Origin of the sequence: Streptomyces sp. MBT53 (genome assembly GCF_016654115.1) — a bacterium.
Classification (GTDB): Bacteria; Actinomycetota; Actinomycetes; order Streptomycetales; family Streptomycetaceae; genus Streptomyces.
Genome location: NZ_JAEQAZ010000186.1, coordinates 1 through 16,228, shown reverse-complemented (window position 1 = coordinate 16,228; position 16,228 = coordinate 1). Strand labels below are relative to the sequence as shown.

The window sequence follows — 16,228 nt, the reverse complement described above, 5'->3', positions numbered from 1 at the left end:
CGCTGCGGCTGCGGCTGGGCTCGCGCTGTCGGGGCCCCGCAGAAGCCCCCCCCGGGGCCCCGACAGCGCGAGCCCAGCCGCAGCCGCAGCGTCTCCACCCCCGGGAGGGCCGCCCAGCTTGCTGGTGGTGGTCTTCGCGGTTCAGCCGCGAAGCGCCTCCCCCTCCAGAGGGCGCTGCGCCTACCCCAGCCGTCCCCGCGCCTCCATCAACGCGAACCCCAGCAGGTTCGGCCCCCGCCACCGCTCGGGATTCTCTGCCGCCGGGTCGTCCGCTGCCAGGCCGATGCCCCATACGCGGTCCACCGGGCTCGCCTCCACCAGCACGCGCTCGCCCGTGCCCAGGAGAAACGCCCGCAGTTCCTCGTCCGCCGCGAACTTGTGGACGCTCCCCTCGACGACGATCCCGAACCGCTCCCGCGTCCAGGTCTCCTCGTCGAAGCCGCGCACCAGTCGCCCCGCCTTCTTCGCCTCGGACGGATGTCCCGCCGCCAGCACCCGCGCGAGCGCGGCCTCGTCGTCGAACAGGCGCGCCTTGCCGGCCATCATCCAGTGCTCGGCGGTCGCATAGGTCACCCCGTCCACCGTGAACGGCGACGGCCACCACTGGCTCAGACAGCTCGCGCTCACGCGGCCGTCCGGGCGTGGTCGGTGGCCCCAGAAGTGCAGGTACTTGACCTTGGTCCCGGCGCGCACTTCCCTGATCAGGGCTTCCTGCGAATCGATCTTTTGCGCGGCGTCCGCCGCGAGCTTCCCCGTGATCCCGTCCATACACGCGAGTCTTGCAGGCACCACTGACACTCCGTCCCCCCTTTTCCGCATGGACTCGACACCTGGTCGAAGGATTCCGTCGCGTAACCAAAAGGCAACAACGGAATCACTTGTTGGAGTCCCTTTGCTCTGTCAGGATCGGCATTCAAATCGAGCTGGAGCTACGCCACCCGCCAGCGGACGAAGCGGGGCGAAGGCGGAGGAGAGCGACATGCACAACCCGGGCAACGCCACCCCGGAACGATTTCCCGCTCAGGAGTACTTCGCGGACGGCGCGCAGTTCATCGCGGGCCGCCTGACCAAGGGCACCTCGGGCCACACCCACGCGGTCGTCGACCCGGCGACCGGCGAGGACGTGTACACGTACGAGCTGGCCGGCACGGCGGACGTGGACGCGGCCGTCGCCGCCGCCCGCGCCGCCTTCCCGGGCTGGTCGGGCGCCACCCCGGGCGAGCGCTCCGACGCGCTGCACCGCTTCGCCGCCGTGCTCGCCGAGCGCGCGGACGACTTCGCCCGCGCCGAGTCCCTCCAGTGCGGCAAGCCGCTCAAGCTGACCCGCGAGTTCGACATCCCCGGGACCATCGACAACACGGCCTTCTTCGCCGGTGCCGCACGGCACCTCCAGGGGCAGTCCGCCGGTGAGTACTCGGGCGACCACACGTCGTACGTACGCCGTGAACCCATCGGTGTCGTCGGCTCCATCGCGCCCTGGAACTATCCCCTCCAGATGGCCGCCTGGAAGATCCTCCCGGCGATCGCGGCCGGCAACACGATCGTCCTCAAGCCCGCCGAGCTGACCCCGCTGACCTCGCTGATGTTCGCGCAGGCCGCCACCGAGGCCGGCATCCCGGACGGGGTCATCAACATCGTCACCGGCACCGGGAAGGTCGCCGGTGAGCATCTCGTCGGGCATCCAGATGTGGCCATGACCTCGTTCACCGGGTCCACCGCCGTCGGCAAGCGGGTCGCCGAGATCGCGACCGCCACCGTCAAGCGCATCCACCTGGAGCTGGGCGGCAAGGCACCCTTCGTGGTCTTCGACGACGCGGACCTCGAAGCCGCCGTCAACGGAGCCGTCGCCGGTTCGCTCATCAACACCGGGCAGGACTGCACGGCCGCCACGCGCGCGTACGTGCAAAGGCCCCTCTACGAAGCGTTCGTCCAGAAGACCGCCGCCCTCATGGCGGGCGTCCGGGTCGGCGATCCCTTCGCCCCCGGCACCGACCTCGGGCCGCTGATCTCGCACGTCCAGCGCGACCGCGTCGCCGGGTTCGTCGACCGGGCACGTGGCTACGCGCGCGTGGTGACCGGCGGCGAGGCTCCTCAGGGAGATCTCAAGAACGGCGCCTACTATCGCCCCACCCTGGTCGCGGACGCCGCCCAGGACAGCGAGATCGTGCAGTCCGAGCTGTTCGGACCGGTCCTCGTGGTCCTGCCCTTCGACAGTGACGACGAAGGCATCGCGCTCGCCAACGACACCCCGTACGGCCTCGCCGCCTCCGCGTGGACCCAGGGCGTCTACCGGGCCAATCGCGCGACCCGCGAGATCAAGGCCGGCTGTGTGTGGATCAACGACCACATCCCGATCATCAGCGAGATGCCCCACGGCGGCTACAAGGCGTCCGGCTTCGGCAAGGACATGTCCGCCTACTCGTTCGAGGAGTACACCCAGATCAAGCACGTCATGTTCGACAACACCGCGGTGGCCAGGAAGGACTGGCACCGCACGATCTTCGGGGACCGATAGCAGAACTGACGGCCGCCCAAGGCGCCGCCGTCTCCTCCCGAAAGGGCAGCACGCGCATGAAGCAGTACGAGCCCGACCGCCTGACCCCGGCCGAAGTGGCCGCCGTGCGGCGCAGCTTCCGCAAGAGCAGGTCCGCGTGGACCCGCCGTTCGGTGCTGCGCGCCTCCGCGGGCGGCGCGCTCGCGGTCGGCGGACTCGGGGCCCTGAGCGGCTGCGGGATCCCCGCGGCAGGCAAGACGCAGGGCGGTGTGTCCGCCGACGACCACTCGGCCACGGAGAAGGAGGTCGACTTCTCCAACTGGCCCGAGTACATCGACACGGACGACAGCGGCAAGCACCGGCCCACCCTGGACGCGTTCACCAAGCGGACCGGCATCAAGGTCAAGTACACCGAGGACATCAACGACAACGACGAGTTCTTCGGCAAGATCCAGCCGCAGCTCGCCGCCGGCCAGTCCACGGGCCGCGACCTGATCGTCCTCACCGACTGGCTGGCCGCCCGCATGATCCGGCTGGGGTATGTGCAGAAGCTGGACGCGTCCAACCTGCCGCACGCCTACGCCAACCTGTCGGACCAGTTCCGCAGCCCCGACTGGGACCCGGGCCGGGCCTACTCGTACGTGTGGCAGGGCATCTCGACAGTCATCGCCTACAACAAGAAGGCGCTCGACGGCGTCGAGGTGAAGTCGATCTCGGACCTGCTCGACAACCCCAAGCTCAAGGGCCGCGTCGGCTTCCTCACCGAGATGCGCGACAGCGTCGGCATGACCATGCTCGACATGGGCAAGGACCCGGCGAAGTTCACCACCGACGACTACGACGCGGTCATCGCCCGCCTCCAGAAGGCCGTCGACAAGGGCCAGATCCGCCGCTTCACGGGCAACGACTACACGTCCGACCTCACCAAGGGCGACTTCGCGGCCTGTGTCGCCTGGGGCGGCGACATCGTCCAGCTCCAGTCGGACAACCCGGACGTCGGTTATGTCATCCCCGAGGCCGGCTACATGACGTCGACCGACAACATGCTGATCCCCAACAAGGCGCGCCACAAGACGAACGCCGAGCGGCTGATCGACTACTACTACGAGCCCGAACCGGCCGCCGAACTCGCCGCCTACGTCAACTACGTCAGCCCGGTCGCGGACGTGAAGCCGTATCTCGCGAAGATCGACAAGTCGGCGGCGAGCAACCCGCTGATCCTTCCCGACAAGGCCATGGCGGCCAAGTCCCACGCCTTCCGCTCCCTGAGCTCGAAGGAAGAGACGGCCTACCAGCAGAAGTTCGCAAAGCTCACAGGGGCGTGACGAGGATGAACACCAAGGACAACAGCGGCGACGTCCGCCTCTCCGGCATCAGCAAGACCTACGACAACGGCTTCACAGCAGTGCAGCCGCTGGACCTGACCGTGCCCCAGGGCTCGTTCTTCGCCCTGCTCGGCGCCTCCGGCTGCGGCAAGACCACCACCCTGCGCATGATCGCGGGCCTGGAGGAACCTTCCTCCGGCACCGTCCACCTCGGGGACCAGGAAGTCACCAACCTCCCGCCCTACAAGCGGCCGGTGAACACCGTCTTCCAGTCGTACGCCCTCTTCCCGCACCTCGACATCTTCGAGAACGTCGCCTTCGGTCTGCGCCGGCGCGGCATCAAGTCGGTGAAGCAGCAGGTCGTCGACATGCTCGACCTGGTCCAGCTCGGCGAGCAGGCGCGCAAGAAGCCGCACCAGTTGTCGGGTGGTCAGCAGCAGCGTGTGGCCGTCGCCCGCGCGCTGATCAACCACCCCAAGGTGCTGCTCCTCGACGAGCCCCTCGGCGCCCTCGACCTCAAGCTGCGCCGCCAGATGCAGCTGGAGCTCAAGCGCATCCAGACCGAGGTCGGCATCACCTTCGTGCACGTCACGCACGACCAGGAGGAGGCCATGACCATGGCCGACACGGTCGCCGTGATGAACGCGGGCCGTGTCGAGCAGCTCGGCTCGCCCAGCGACCTCTACGAGAACCCGAACACCACGTTCGTCGCCAACTTCCTCGGCACCTCCAACCTCATCGAGGCCGAGGTCGACTCCAAGTCCGGCGACGACATCGTCCTCAAGGCGGGCGGCGGCAAGCTCGTCCTCCCCGAGGCGCGATGTTCCGCGCCCACGACGACCGGCGGCAAGGTCCTGGTCGGCGTACGGCCCGAGAAGATCACCCTCACGCACGCCGACGACGCGGGCGAGATCCCGGCCGGCCGCAACCGCATCACCGGCAAGATCGTCGACTCCAGCTTCATCGGCGTCTCCACCCAGTACGTCATCGACAGCCCGGTCTGCCCCGAGTTCGAGGTCTACGCCCAGAACGTCGACCGCGACGCCCGGCTGCGGCCCGGCGCCGATGTCGTCCTGCACTGGAACCCGGCCCACACCTTCGGCCTCGACGCGGCGCAGGACATCGACGCGGGCGTCGACACCGAGGAGGAGGCCGCCTGATGGCCGCTGTCACCGAGGCGCCGCCCCTGGCGCCGGCGCCGGAGGAGAAGGCGCCGCGCAAGAGGCGGGGCCGCTGGACGCCGTACTGGCTGCTGCTGCCCGGCATTCTGTGGCTGATCATCTTCTTCGCGCTGCCGATGATCTACCAGGGCTCCACGTCGATCCAGACGGGCTCCCTGGAGGACGGCTACAAGGTCACCTGGCACTTCGCGACCTACTGGGACGCGGTGTCCGAGTACTGGCCGCAGTTCCTGCGCTCGGGCCTGTACGCCGCCGCCGCGACGATCCTCTGCCTGCTGCTCGGCTACCCGCTCGCGTACCTCATCGCCTTCCGCGCGGGACGCTGGCGCAACCTGATCATGATCCTGGTGATCGCGCCGTTCTTCACCAGCTTCCTGATCCGCACGCTGGCCTGGAAGACGATCCTCGCGGACAGCGGCCCGGTCGTGAGCGTCCTCAACACGCTGCACGTCCTGGACGTCACCAACTGGCTCGGCTGGACCTCCGGGGACCGCGTCCTCGCCACTCCACTCGCGGTCGTCTGCGGACTGACGTACAACTTCCTGCCGTTCATGGTCCTGCCGCTCTACACCTCGCTGGAGCGCATCGACGGACGGCTGCACGAGGCGGCCGGCGACCTGTACGCCAAGCCCTTCACCACCTTCCGCAAGGTCACCTTCCCGCTGTCGATGCCCGGCGTCGTCTCCGGCACCCTGCTGACCTTCATCCCGGCGGCCGGTGACTACGTCAACGCCGAACTCCTCGGCTCCACCGACACCCGCATGATCGGCAACGTCATCCAGACGCAGTTCCTGCGCATCCTGGACTATCCGACGGCGGCGGCTCTTTCCTTCGTCCTCATGGCCGCCATTCTCGCCATGGTGACCATCTACATTCGCAAGTCCGGGACGGAGGATCTGGTCTAAATGGCAGTCGTACGCTGGTTCAAGCGCCATTTCGTCGTCATCGCCGGCCTGTTGACGCTCGGATATCTCCTGCTCCCGAACGTCATCGTCACGGTGTTCTCCTTCAACAAGCCGAAGGGGCGCTTCAATTACGAGTGGCAGCAGTTCTCGCTGGACGCCTGGAAGCAGCCGTGCGGTGTCGCCGACATGTGCGGCTCGCTGAGCATCAGCCTCCAGATCGCCGTCTGGGCGACCATCGGCGCCACCGTCCTCGGCACGATGATCGCCTTCGCGCTGGTCCGCTACCGCTTCCGCGCCCGCGGTGCCGTCAACTCGCTGATCTTCCTGCCGATGGCGATGCCCGAGGTCGTCATGGCGGCCTCGCTGCTCACCCTGTTCCTCAACATGGGCGCCCAACTGGGCTTCTACACCATCCTGATCGCCCACATCATGTTCTGCCTCAGCTTCGTCGTCACCGCCGTCAAGGCCCGCGTGATGTCGATGGACCCGCGCCTGGAGCAGGCCGCCCAGGACCTCTACGCCGGCCCGGCGCAGACCTTCCTGCGCGTCACCCTGCCCATCGCGGCCCCCGGAATCGCGGCGGGCGCGCTGCTCTCCTTCGCGCTCTCCTTCGACGATTTCATCATCACCAATTTCAACGCGGGTTCGACCGTCACCTTCCCCATGTTCGTCTGGGGATCGGCACAGCGCGGGACACCCGTTCAGATCAATGTCATCGGTACGGCCATGTTCCTCGTCGCCGTATTGTTGGTGCTCGTCTCGATGGCGATCACCAACCGCCGCAACAAGGTAAAGGCATAACCGCTAGCGCCCTGTAGGGAGTTGAAATCATGGCCCCGAGCGCCATGAGCCGTAACACCAATTGGACGAAGTCCCTCTCCGAAGCCCGGCCGGTTCCGTACTGGCTGGACGACCCCGGCAAGCCCCACCCCGAGCCCGCGCTCACCGGCGCCGAGACCTGTGATCTGCTGGTCGTCGGCGGCGGCTACAGCGGACTGTGGACCGCGCTCATCGCGAAAGAGCGCGACCCGCAGCGGGATGTCGTCCTGCTGGAAGGCCGCGAGGTGGGCTGGGCCGCCTCGGGCCGCAACGGCGGTTTCTGTGCCGCCTCCCTCACCCACGGCCTGTCCAACGGCCTCACCCGCTGGCCCGACGAGATCCACAAGCTGGAGGAGCTGGGCGCCCGCAACCTCGACGCGATCGAGAGCGCGGTCGCCCGCTACTCCCTGGACTGCGAGTTCGAGCGTACCGGCGAGATCGACGTCGCCACCGAACCGCACCAGGCCGAGGAACTCCACGACTGGCACGAGGAGTTGGTGAGCAAGGGCCTCGCCGACGGCACCGAGTTCCTGGACGCGGACGCGGTCCGCGAACAGGTCGACTCCCCGACCTTCCTCGCCGGCCTGCACGACAGCCGGGGCGTCGCGATGCTCAACCCGGCCAAACTGGCCTGGGGGTTGAAGCGCGCCTGCCTCCAACTCGGCGTCCGCGTCTACGAACACACCCCCGCCCTCGCCCTCAAGCCCTACGGCGCCGGCATGGCCGTACGCACCCCCTACGGCTCGGTCCGCGCCCGCCGGGTCGCGCTCGGCACCAATATCTTCCCGAACCTGATCAAGCGCGTCCGCTCGTACACCGTCCCGGTCTACGACTACGCCCTGATGACCGAGCCGCTCTCCGCCGACCAGTTGGCGTCGATCGGCTGGAAGAACCGCCAGGGTCTCGGCGATTCGGCGAACCAGTTCCACTACTTCCGCCTCTCCGCCGACAACCGCATCCTGTGGGGCGGTTACGACGCGATCTACCCCTACGGCGGCCGGGTGCGCGCCGAGTACGACGACCGGCCGGAGACGTACGCCAAGCTCGCCGAGCACTTCTTCACCTGCTTCCCGCAGCTGGAGGGCCTCAACTTCAGCCACGCGTGGGGCGGCGCGATCGACACCTGCTCGCGCTTCTCGGCGTTCTTCGGCACCGCCCACCAGGGCAAGGTGGCGTACGCGGCGGGCTTCACCGGCCTCGGCGTCGGCGCCACCCGCTTCGGCGCGGACGTGATGCTGGACCTGCTCGCGGGGGAGCGCACCGAGCGCACGGAGCTGGAGATGGTCCGCAAGAAGCCGCTGCCCTTCCCGCCCGAGCCCTTCGCCTGGACGGGCATCGCGCTCACCAAGTGGTCGCTGGCCCGCGCCGACGACCACGGCGGCCGGCGCAACCTGTGGCTGAAGACGATGGACAAGCTGGGCCTCGGCTTCGACAGTTGAGCCCCGCCTGCGGGGTGTGACCCGGTTCACTCCTTCGAGGAGCGAAAACCCGCGTAATGCCGTGAGCCGACCTCCCTCTCTCCTGTGACGCGACCAGCGTCGACATGAGAAAGGGAGGTCTCCTCATGACTGGGGCGAAGACGGCCGTCGAGTGGCTGGCATCCGTGGCTCCGGATCCGGAGGCCTGCCGCTGGGAATGGGAGCGCAATCCCATGGGGATCGCGCTGCTGCCCGCCGGCAAGGCCTGGGACGTACTCATCCTGCCGGGTGAGCTCGGTTATCCCACGCTCGATGTGCTCACCCGGGTCATCGATCAACCGGGCCCGGTACTCGTCGACTTCGGCGACGCACGCATGGGTTTCCTGGTCCCGCCCGGCACCGCGGCCCGCTGGCTCGGCACCGGCATCCGTACGGCGGGACCCGGCACCTGGATCGTCGTGCCGTACCCCGGCCGGTCGACCGGCGGAGTCCGCTGGCTGGTACCGCCGGACGGCTCCGGCACCCTCACCGATCCAGCGCTCCTCGAACTCGCCATGCACGAGGCGGCGGCGGGACTGGCCAGGGAAGAGGGGCAGTGATGGACGGGTAGCCGCCAGATGTCCTGGCAGCGCATGTCTTGACAGTGCATGTCTTGGCAGCGCAAGTCTTGACAGAGGCAATTGGTCTGGACCAAATTGGGCGCGCTCCACCCCTCCAATTCCCCCATGCCCGGAGGCACTTGTGGAACGCTCCAGATCCGTCCTCGCCATGCTCACGGCCGCCCTGCTGGCCGTACCCGGCATCACCGCACTCTCGTCGGCCGCCCGTGCGGCCGACGCGGACCTGGCGAAGAACGGAGGCTTCGAGTCCGGCCTCGACAACTGGTCCTGTACCGCGAGCAGCGGTACGACCGTCAAGTCGCCCGTGCACGGCGGCAGTTCGGCGTTGCAGGCGACCCCGGCCGGCAACGACTACGCCCAGTGCGCGCAGACCGTGACCGTGAAACCGAACTCCTCCTACTCGCTCGCCGGTTACGTCCGCGGCAGCTACGTCTACCTCGGCGCGAGCGGCACCGGCACCACGGACGTCTCCACCTGGACCCAATCGGCCCCCGACTGGCAGCGGTTGACGACGAGCTTCACCACCGGCGCGTCCACCACCAAGGTCACGATCTACACCCACGGCTGGTACGCCACCGGCGCCTACTACGCCGACGACATCTCCCTCACCGGCCCGGCGGTCGACCCGGGCCAACCGCCAACCACCCCCACAGGCCTCACCGTTGGCACCGTCACCTCCTCCTCCGTCGCCCTCTCCTGGTCCGCCGTCACCGGTGCGACCAGCTACGCGATCTACCGCGGCGGAGTGAAAGTCCAGACGGCGAGCGGCACTTCGGCCACCGTGAGCGGTCTGACGGCCGCGACGGCGTACAGCTTCCAGGTCACGGCGGTCAACGACGCGGGCGAGTCCCCGAAGTCGACGGCGGTCACCGCGACCACGTCCACCGGCTCGGGCCCCACCACCGGCCTCCCCACCCACGCCCTCGTCGGCTACCTCCACGCGAGCTTCGCCAACGGCTCCGGCTACACCCACCTGGCCGACGTCCCCGACAGCTGGGACGTCATCGACCTGGCCTTCGGTGAACCCACCTCAGCCACCTCGGGCGACATCCGCTTCAACCGCTGCCCGGATGGGGGCGCCTCCCGCTCGAGCGAAGCCGAGAGTGGGGGAGAGTGCGCGAACGTCGAGAGCGACGCCGACTTCAAGGCCGCGATCAAGGCCAAACAGGCGGCGGGGAAAAAGGTGCTGATCTCGATAGGCGGCGCCAACGGCCAGGTCCAACTCACCACGACAGCGGCCAGGGACACCTTCGTCTCGTCGGTCTCGAACATCATCGACACCTACGGCCTCGACGGCCTGGACATCGACTTCGAGGGCCACTCCCTCTCGCTCGACGCGAGCGACACCAACTTCAAGAGCCCCACAACTCCCGTGGTGGTCAACCTGATTGCCGCCCTGAAGACCCTGAAGGCCAAGTACGGCGCGAAGTTCGTGCTGAGCATGGCGCCCGAGACGTTCTTCGTGCAGATGGGCTACCAGTTCTACGGCACCGGCAAGTTCGGCGGCCAGGACCCGCGGTGCGGCGCGTATCTGCCCGTCATCTACGCCCTGCGCGACGACCTCACCCTGCTGCACGTCCAGGACTACAACTCGGGCCCGATCATGGGTCTCGACGGCCAGTACCACACCATGGGCGGCGCCGACTTCCACATCGCGATGACCGACATGCTGCTCACCGGCTTCCCGGTCGCGGGCGACACGAACAACATGTTCCCGGCTCTGCGCCCCGACCAGATCGCCATCGGCGTGCCGGCGTCGGTCAACGCGGGCAACGGCTACGTGGCCCCCGCCGAGGTCACCAAAACCCTGGACTGCCTGACGAAGAAGGTGAGTTGCGGCTCGTACACGACCCACGGCACCTGGCCGACCCTGCGCGGCCTGATGACCTGGTCGATCAACTGGGACCGCTACTCGAACTGGGAGTTCCAGAAGACGTTCGACGGCTACTTCGGCTGAGGTGCGCTCTCGCTCCGAAAGCGGCCGAGAAACAGCCGCAGCGCGGCGAGCAGCACGGTCCCGAGGCACCAACTGGCCACCACGTCCAGTGGCCAGTGGTAGCCCCGCCGGACCAGCCCGAAGCTCACGCAGGCAACGAGGAGGACGCAGACGGCGACGGCTCCGCGACGGGCGTACGACGTCCGGAGCCAAGGAAGGAGGACGAGCGTCGAGGCGCCGTACGCGATCATCGCGGTGGCCGTGTGGCCTGAGGGGTAGTAGCCGGTGCCCGGCGGGACGGCCGGGGTGCCGCCGCGGGCGATCAGTTCCTTGACGGGGACGACCAGCGCCGGGACCAGGGCCATCAGCACGGCCGCCGCGAGGGGTGCCGGCCACCAGCGTTCCGTACCTCTGGCACGGCCGCGCCAAGCGACGTAGACGAGGACAACGACGAGAACGGGTACCGCGACCTGGACATTGCCGAGGTCGGCGAGGAGTTCGGAGAAGCGGTCCGGGTGGACGAGTGCGCGGCTCAGGCGCTCGTCCAGGCGGAGGAGCGGGCCGTCGGCGGCGACCTGCCAGGTGATCACCGCGAAGAGTAGCGCGGGCAGGGCGAGAAGGAGCCAGAAAAAGGAGGTCGGCCGGCCCGGAACAGGGGGGGTAGTTCCGAGCCGGCCGTCCGGATCGGCGGGTCGGCCGCCCCGGGGGGTTTGGGGCGGGCGACTGTCCGATCGGTGAGGAGATTCGGAGCCGGAGGCTCCTGTTGTGTGCGCGAGGGCACGACCAGGGCGAAGCTGGGGAGGCCTCGTCCTGAAGTCGCCCACAGTCCCCTGTGGGCGGGGTGTATCTCTCATCTGGGTAGAACCTACGGCAGTGACTGGAGGGAAGACAGGCGGATTCGCGTCCCGTCATGTACCCCGCACACCTTCTTCACACGGCCTGACGCCCGCCGCCCCAGCCTGTGAATCATCGGCGATGAAAGGGCTGGGGCGGGTGGGGCGCACGAGGCGCGGCTCCTGTGGGGGAGCTACGGGTTCCGTGTGGCCGGGACGTATGGGAGAGGGTGGCTCAGATACGTGCGAACGCCTGCTCGATGATGTCGAGGCCCTCGCTCAGCAGGTCGTCCCCGATGACCAGCGGGGGCAGGAAACGGAGGACGTTGCCGTAGGTGCCACAGGTCAGGACCAGCAGCCCCTCCTGGTGGCAGGCCTTGGCGAGCGCGGCCGTGCCCTCCGGGTTCGGCTCCTTGGTCGTACGGTCCTTGACCAGCTCGATGGCGATCATCGCGCCGCGCCCGCGGACGTCGCCGATGATGTCGAACTTCTCCGCCATCGCGCCGAGCCGGACCTTCATCACGGCCTCGATGTTCTTCGCCCTGGCGTTGAGGTCGAGTTCCTTCATGGTCTCGATGGCGCCGAGCGCACCGGCGCAGGCGACGGGGTTGCCGCCGTAGGTCCCCCCGAGGCCCCCGGCGTGCGCGGCGTCCATGATCTCGGCGCGCCCGGTCACGGCGGCGAGCGGCAGCCCGCCCGCGATCCCCTTCGCGGTGGTGATGAGATCCGGGACGACACCCTCGTCCTCACACGCGAACCACTGACCCGTACGGCAGAACCCGGACTGGATCTCGTCGGCGACGAAGACGATCCCGTTGTCGGCTGCGAACTTGCTGAGCGCCGGCAGGAAGCCCTTGGCGGGCTCGATGAAACCGCCCTCGCCGAGGACCGGCTCGATGATGATCGCGGCGACGTTGTCGGCGCCGATCTGCTTGTTGATCATGTCGATGGCCTGCGCGGAGGCCTCGGCACCGGCGTTGTCGGGACCGGTCGGCCAGCGGTAGCCGTAGGCCACCGGCACGCGGTACACCTCGGGGGCGAAGGGCCCGAACCCGTTCTTGTACGGCATGTTCTTCGAGGTCAGCGCCATGGTGAGGTTGGTGCGCCCGTGGTACCCGTGGTCGAACACGACGACGGCCTGCCGCTTGGTGTAGGCCCGCGCGATCTTCACGGCGTTCTCGACGGCCTCGGCGCCGGAGTTGAACAGCGCGGACTTCTTGGCGTGGTCGCCGGGGGTCAGCTCGGCGAGCGCCTCGGCGACCTCCACATACCCCTCGTACGGGGTGACCATGAAACAGGTGTGGGTGAAGTCGGCGAGCTGCGCGGTGGCACGGCGTACGACGGCCTCGGCGGAGGCGCCGACGCTCGTCACCGCGATACCGGAACCGAAGTCGATGAACCGGTTCCCGTCGACGTCCTCGATGATCCCGCCGCCCGCGCGCGCGGTGAACACGGGCAGCACGGAACCCACACCGGCCGCGACCGCCGCGGTACGGCGGGCCTGCAGCTCCTGGGACTTCGGGCCGGGGATCGCGGTGACGACGCGGCGCTCCTGCGGAAGTGCGGTCATGAGGGGCTCCTGGGGTGGTGCGGACGCTTACGCGCTTTCCTGTTTCTTTTTCTTCCTTTCTCGCAGGCTAGGACCGGGGGCGAGGGGTGGGCATGCTCCATGTGGGCGGTGTCGGCGCCGCGGGTTGTCCGCCGTGGACAGTGCCGGGTTCGCGGAGCTTGCCGCGGGCCCGGCCGTGTAAACGGTGAACTCCCCTTCCTGGCGCGTTAGATTGACTCGCTGACGGTGCACGGAACGGCTGGTCAAGGGGCGAGGGCGAGGACGATGGACAGCGACGGGACGCGGGACGCACGGGGCACGCGAGGCACGCATGCGAATCCTGTGCCGCGTCCGGCGGGGCCGCCCGAGGTACCGGCCGTGCCGCCTCGGCCGGCGCGCTCACCGGGTGCGGCCCCCGCGTCCGAACAGCCGCCGCAGTTCGCCCCGGCCGTCGCCGACTGGCTGAACGAACCCCGGCCGCCCGCCGCGCCCGGCATCTGGCGCTACGGATATCGCCCGCCCAAGGCCGATCGTGCGGCGACGCGACTCTCCAAGGTCGCGATCCTCGGTCTGCTGATCCCCCTCGTGGTGGCGCTGATCGTGTGGTCCTTCTGGCGCCATGGAGCTGTTCCGTACCAATGGGTCGTGCTCAAGCTGGTCACCCCCAGCGACTGGTGGTGGGCCGGCACCACCTCTCCCAAGAACTACAGGGGCGGCGAGGCCATCATCGTCTACGACGGTGTCTTCTTTGGCCTGCTCGTCTACGCCGTCATCAGACTGGGCGGCTGGCTCGACGCCGCCCGCCATGTCATCGGCGGTCGTCCTCAGCCCGCTCGCGCACTGCTGGCGGCCGTCGGCGGTCTGATCGCGCTGAGTTTCGTGTTTCCCAAGGCGTTCGGCCTGGGCTGGAACGCCCTGCCGGTCCAGGACCCACTGTTCTCCCTCCTCACCCTGATCTCCGGTGGCTACGATCTCTTCGGGTCGGTCCTTCTCACCGACAGCCTCTACGGCCTCATCACCGTGCTGGTCCTGTGGCCCTTCGCCCGCCTCGGCGGCTGGTGGGCGCTCGCGAAGGAACGACTCGTCGCGCGGAACCGTACGGGAGAAGGCGAGACCCGCCCGGCACCCGCTGTCCTGGTGCCCGCCCAGTGGCCCGAGCTGCGCGAGGCCGGCCAGTACGAAGCGGCCGAGCTCCTCACCGCCGAAGTGCTCACCGGCCGTATGAACGACGTGGACTGCGCCCGGGTCGGGTACGCGTGGCAATCCGCCCGCAGGGAAGCGCAGTTGGCGGTCTTCACCGACACGGTGCTGCGCAAGGGGGCGGCTGCCTGGGTCCACCCGTCCGGTGCCCGGGACCTGCCCGGCCGTGCCGCACCGCACGATCTGCTCGAAGGGCAGGTCCGCATCGGGCGGTGGACGGCAGGGGACCGTACTCCATCGGCCTATCGAGGCGCGGGTACGGCCCTCGGCCCCGACGCGCTCGGCACCTCGCTGCTCGTCGTGGGGCCGTCCGGCTCCGGCAAGACCAGGCACGTGGTCGCGCCGGTCGTCGAGTCCCTCGCCCTGCGGGCGCTGACCGGACAGTGCGCCGTCGTGGCGGTCTGCGCGGCCGGTACCCCGCTCGGTCCGGACGCCGCGTTCGACGTCGTGGTGCGGATCGGGGATCCCGCCTCCGTCTACGACCTGGATCCCTACGCCGACACAGCCGACCCCGACGCGGCAGCCGCGTTCCTTGCCGAGGCACTGGCCGGTGACCTCGACACCGTCGGCGCCCAACGGGCCACGACCGCACTCGCCCAGGTGCTCGGGCCGTACCGTGCGGTGCACGGCACCTTCCCGACCCTGCCCGTGCTGCGGGAACTGCTGGAGGGCGAACCCTCGGCGCTCGCCCCCCTGCGCCAGGCACTGTCGGCGCCGGAACACGCGGGTCTGCGCCGCGATCTCGACGCCCGTGCCCGGCAGACCGGCAGCGCCGCCGACCCGGGTCCTGTGCTCGCCGACCGGCTCGCGTTGCTGGACCGGCCCGTGTTCGCCGAGTTCTTCGGTACCGGCGACGCGGCCGTCCGGCCGTTCTCGCTACGAGCCGTCGCGCACCACCCCCTGCGGGTCCGCATCGACGTGCCGGCCCACGGGCACGAGGAGGCCTCCCGGCTCATCACCCGGCTGGTCCTGGCCCAGTTCGACCATGTCGTGCACGACACCGGCCGTCGTCACTTCGCGTGTCTCGTCCTCGACGACGCCACCGGGACGGTGACCACCGAGTCGGTACGGCACATGCAGCGGCTGCGCTCGCAGAACGCGGGCGTGCTGCTCGCCCTGCGCACGCTCGGCGATGTCCCCGAGGCGCTGCACGGACCCCTGCACGGGGCGGTCGGCTGCCGGATGGCCTTCTCGGGTGTCACCACCTGGGACGGCAGCCGCTTCGCGCACGCCTGGGGCACGGAATGGGTGGAGACCCGGGACGTTGCCCAGCACACCGTCTTCGCGGACCAGCCGATGACTCGCGCCATCCACGCCCTGCGCAAGCTGGTGACGGGCCGGGCGGTGACGACGGAGGCGGTGACCGTACGGCAGGTCGAGCGGGAACGGTGGTCCGCGTCCCAGCTCGCGCACGAGGTCCCGCCGGGTCACGCGGTGTTGTCGCTCACGACGGTCGAAGGCAAGCACACCCCGCCGTCCCTGGTGGATCTGCGCACCCCAGCCCCCTGAACCGGACATACGGGGTCGTGCCGACCGTACGGTAAGGCAGAATCGGGGTGGGCCGTTCATACGCGACGGCCAAAAGATCGGACCGATCACCGGCTCTCCTCCCGTCTGAAGGCCCCATGCCCCCCACCCTCGCCTCGCTCGTCCACCACTCCGCGCTCAAGCTCACCGTGCGCGCGGGCGAGGACCGCCTGGACGTGCCCGTGCGGTGGGCGCATGTCAGTGAGCTGGCGGACCCGGTGCCGTACATGGAGGGTGGGGAACTGCTGCTGATCACCGCGTTGAAGCTGGACGCCGAGGACCCCAAGGCCATGCGGCGGTATGTGAGGCGGCTGGTGGGGGCGGGGGTCGTGGGGCTCGGGTTCGCCGTCGGGGTCAACTACGACGAGATCCCGAAGGCGCTTGTCGACACGGCGGCGGAGGAGGGGCTGCCACTTCTCGA

The 16,228-nt window shown here is 69.0% G+C and carries 13 protein-coding genes; 10 read left to right on the top strand and 3 right to left on the bottom strand.

Annotated elements, in window-relative coordinates:
* Window positions 1–180: 180 nt before the first annotated feature.
* Window positions 181–768 carry an NADAR family protein gene (locus tag JHN45_RS41560; protein ID WP_201054551.1) on the bottom strand — a complete coding sequence of 196 codons (588 nt, stop codon included), beginning with the start codon at window positions 766–768 and terminating at the stop codon, window positions 181–183.
* A gap of 211 nt (window positions 769–979) precedes the next feature.
* Here JHN45_RS41560 and JHN45_RS41555 point away from each other — a divergent pair, with 211 nt between their 5' ends.
* From JHN45_RS41555 to JHN45_RS41520, 8 genes are all read left to right on the top strand, one after another.
* Entirely contained in the window at window positions 980–2,515 is a 1,536-nt protein-coding gene (locus JHN45_RS41555; RefSeq protein ID WP_200714886.1) for a gamma-aminobutyraldehyde dehydrogenase, read from the top strand.
* A 56-nt stretch (window positions 2,516–2,571) separates the two neighbouring features.
* Window positions 2,572–3,819 carry a PotD/PotF family extracellular solute-binding protein gene (locus JHN45_RS41550; RefSeq protein WP_200714887.1) on the top strand — a complete coding sequence of 416 codons (1,248 nt, stop codon included), beginning with the start codon at window positions 2,572–2,574 and terminating at the stop codon, window positions 3,817–3,819.
* A gap of 5 nt (window positions 3,820–3,824) precedes the next feature.
* On the top strand, window positions 3,825–4,979 hold the full coding sequence (locus JHN45_RS41545) for an ABC transporter ATP-binding protein (protein WP_200714888.1): 1,155 nt from the start codon (window positions 3,825–3,827) through the stop codon (window positions 4,977–4,979).
* A complete protein-coding gene (locus JHN45_RS41540; protein ID WP_201054550.1) occupies window positions 4,979–5,905 on the top strand; it encodes an ABC transporter permease in 927 nt (308 codons plus the stop codon). Before JHN45_RS41545 ends, JHN45_RS41540 begins: the two co-directional genes overlap by 1 nt.
* Window positions 5,906–6,706, top strand: coding sequence for an ABC transporter permease (locus tag JHN45_RS41535; RefSeq protein ID WP_200714890.1), 801 nt, complete (start codon window positions 5,906–5,908; stop codon window positions 6,704–6,706).
* A gap of 29 nt (window positions 6,707–6,735) precedes the next feature.
* The gene (locus JHN45_RS41530; RefSeq protein WP_201054549.1) at window positions 6,736–8,163 is read left to right on the top strand and encodes an FAD-binding oxidoreductase; all 1,428 of its coding nucleotides are present in this window, start codon (window positions 6,736–6,738) and stop codon (window positions 8,161–8,163) included.
* A gap of 125 nt (window positions 8,164–8,288) precedes the next feature.
* Complete coding sequence (locus JHN45_RS41525) at window positions 8,289–8,741, top strand: hypothetical protein (RefSeq protein WP_200714892.1); 453 nt, start codon at window positions 8,289–8,291, stop codon at window positions 8,739–8,741.
* A gap of 169 nt (window positions 8,742–8,910) precedes the next feature.
* On the top strand, window positions 8,911–10,719 hold the full coding sequence (locus JHN45_RS41520) for a chitinase (RefSeq protein ID WP_201054552.1): 1,809 nt from the start codon (window positions 8,911–8,913) through the stop codon (window positions 10,717–10,719).
* Here the strand turns inward: JHN45_RS41520 and JHN45_RS41515 are convergent.
* Together JHN45_RS41515 and gabT are read right to left on the bottom strand one after the other, a co-directional pair.
* The gene (locus JHN45_RS41515) at window positions 10,707–11,288 is read right to left on the bottom strand and encodes a phosphatase PAP2 family protein (protein ID WP_374195671.1); all 582 of its coding nucleotides are present in this window, start codon (window positions 11,286–11,288) and stop codon (window positions 10,707–10,709) included. The two genes, JHN45_RS41520 and JHN45_RS41515, sit on opposite strands and share 13 nt — an antisense overlap.
* Window positions 11,289–11,766: 478 nt before the next feature.
* Entirely contained in the window at window positions 11,767–13,101 is a 1,335-nt protein-coding gene (gene gabT / locus JHN45_RS41510) for a 4-aminobutyrate--2-oxoglutarate transaminase (RefSeq protein ID WP_201054548.1), read from the bottom strand.
* A gap of 264 nt (window positions 13,102–13,365) precedes the next feature.
* Between gabT and JHN45_RS41505 the strand changes: the two genes are divergently transcribed.
* Both JHN45_RS41505 and JHN45_RS41500 read left to right on the top strand, forming a co-directional pair.
* Window positions 13,366–15,789 (top strand): ATP/GTP-binding protein, encoded by a 2,424-nt coding sequence (locus JHN45_RS41505; RefSeq protein WP_201054547.1) that lies wholly within the window; start codon window positions 13,366–13,368, stop codon window positions 15,787–15,789.
* 116 nt (window positions 15,790–15,905) lie between these two features.
* Window positions 15,906–16,228: PucR family transcriptional regulator ligand-binding domain-containing protein (locus JHN45_RS41500; RefSeq protein ID WP_201054546.1), on the top strand; the 323-nt coding region annotated here is incomplete at its 3' end.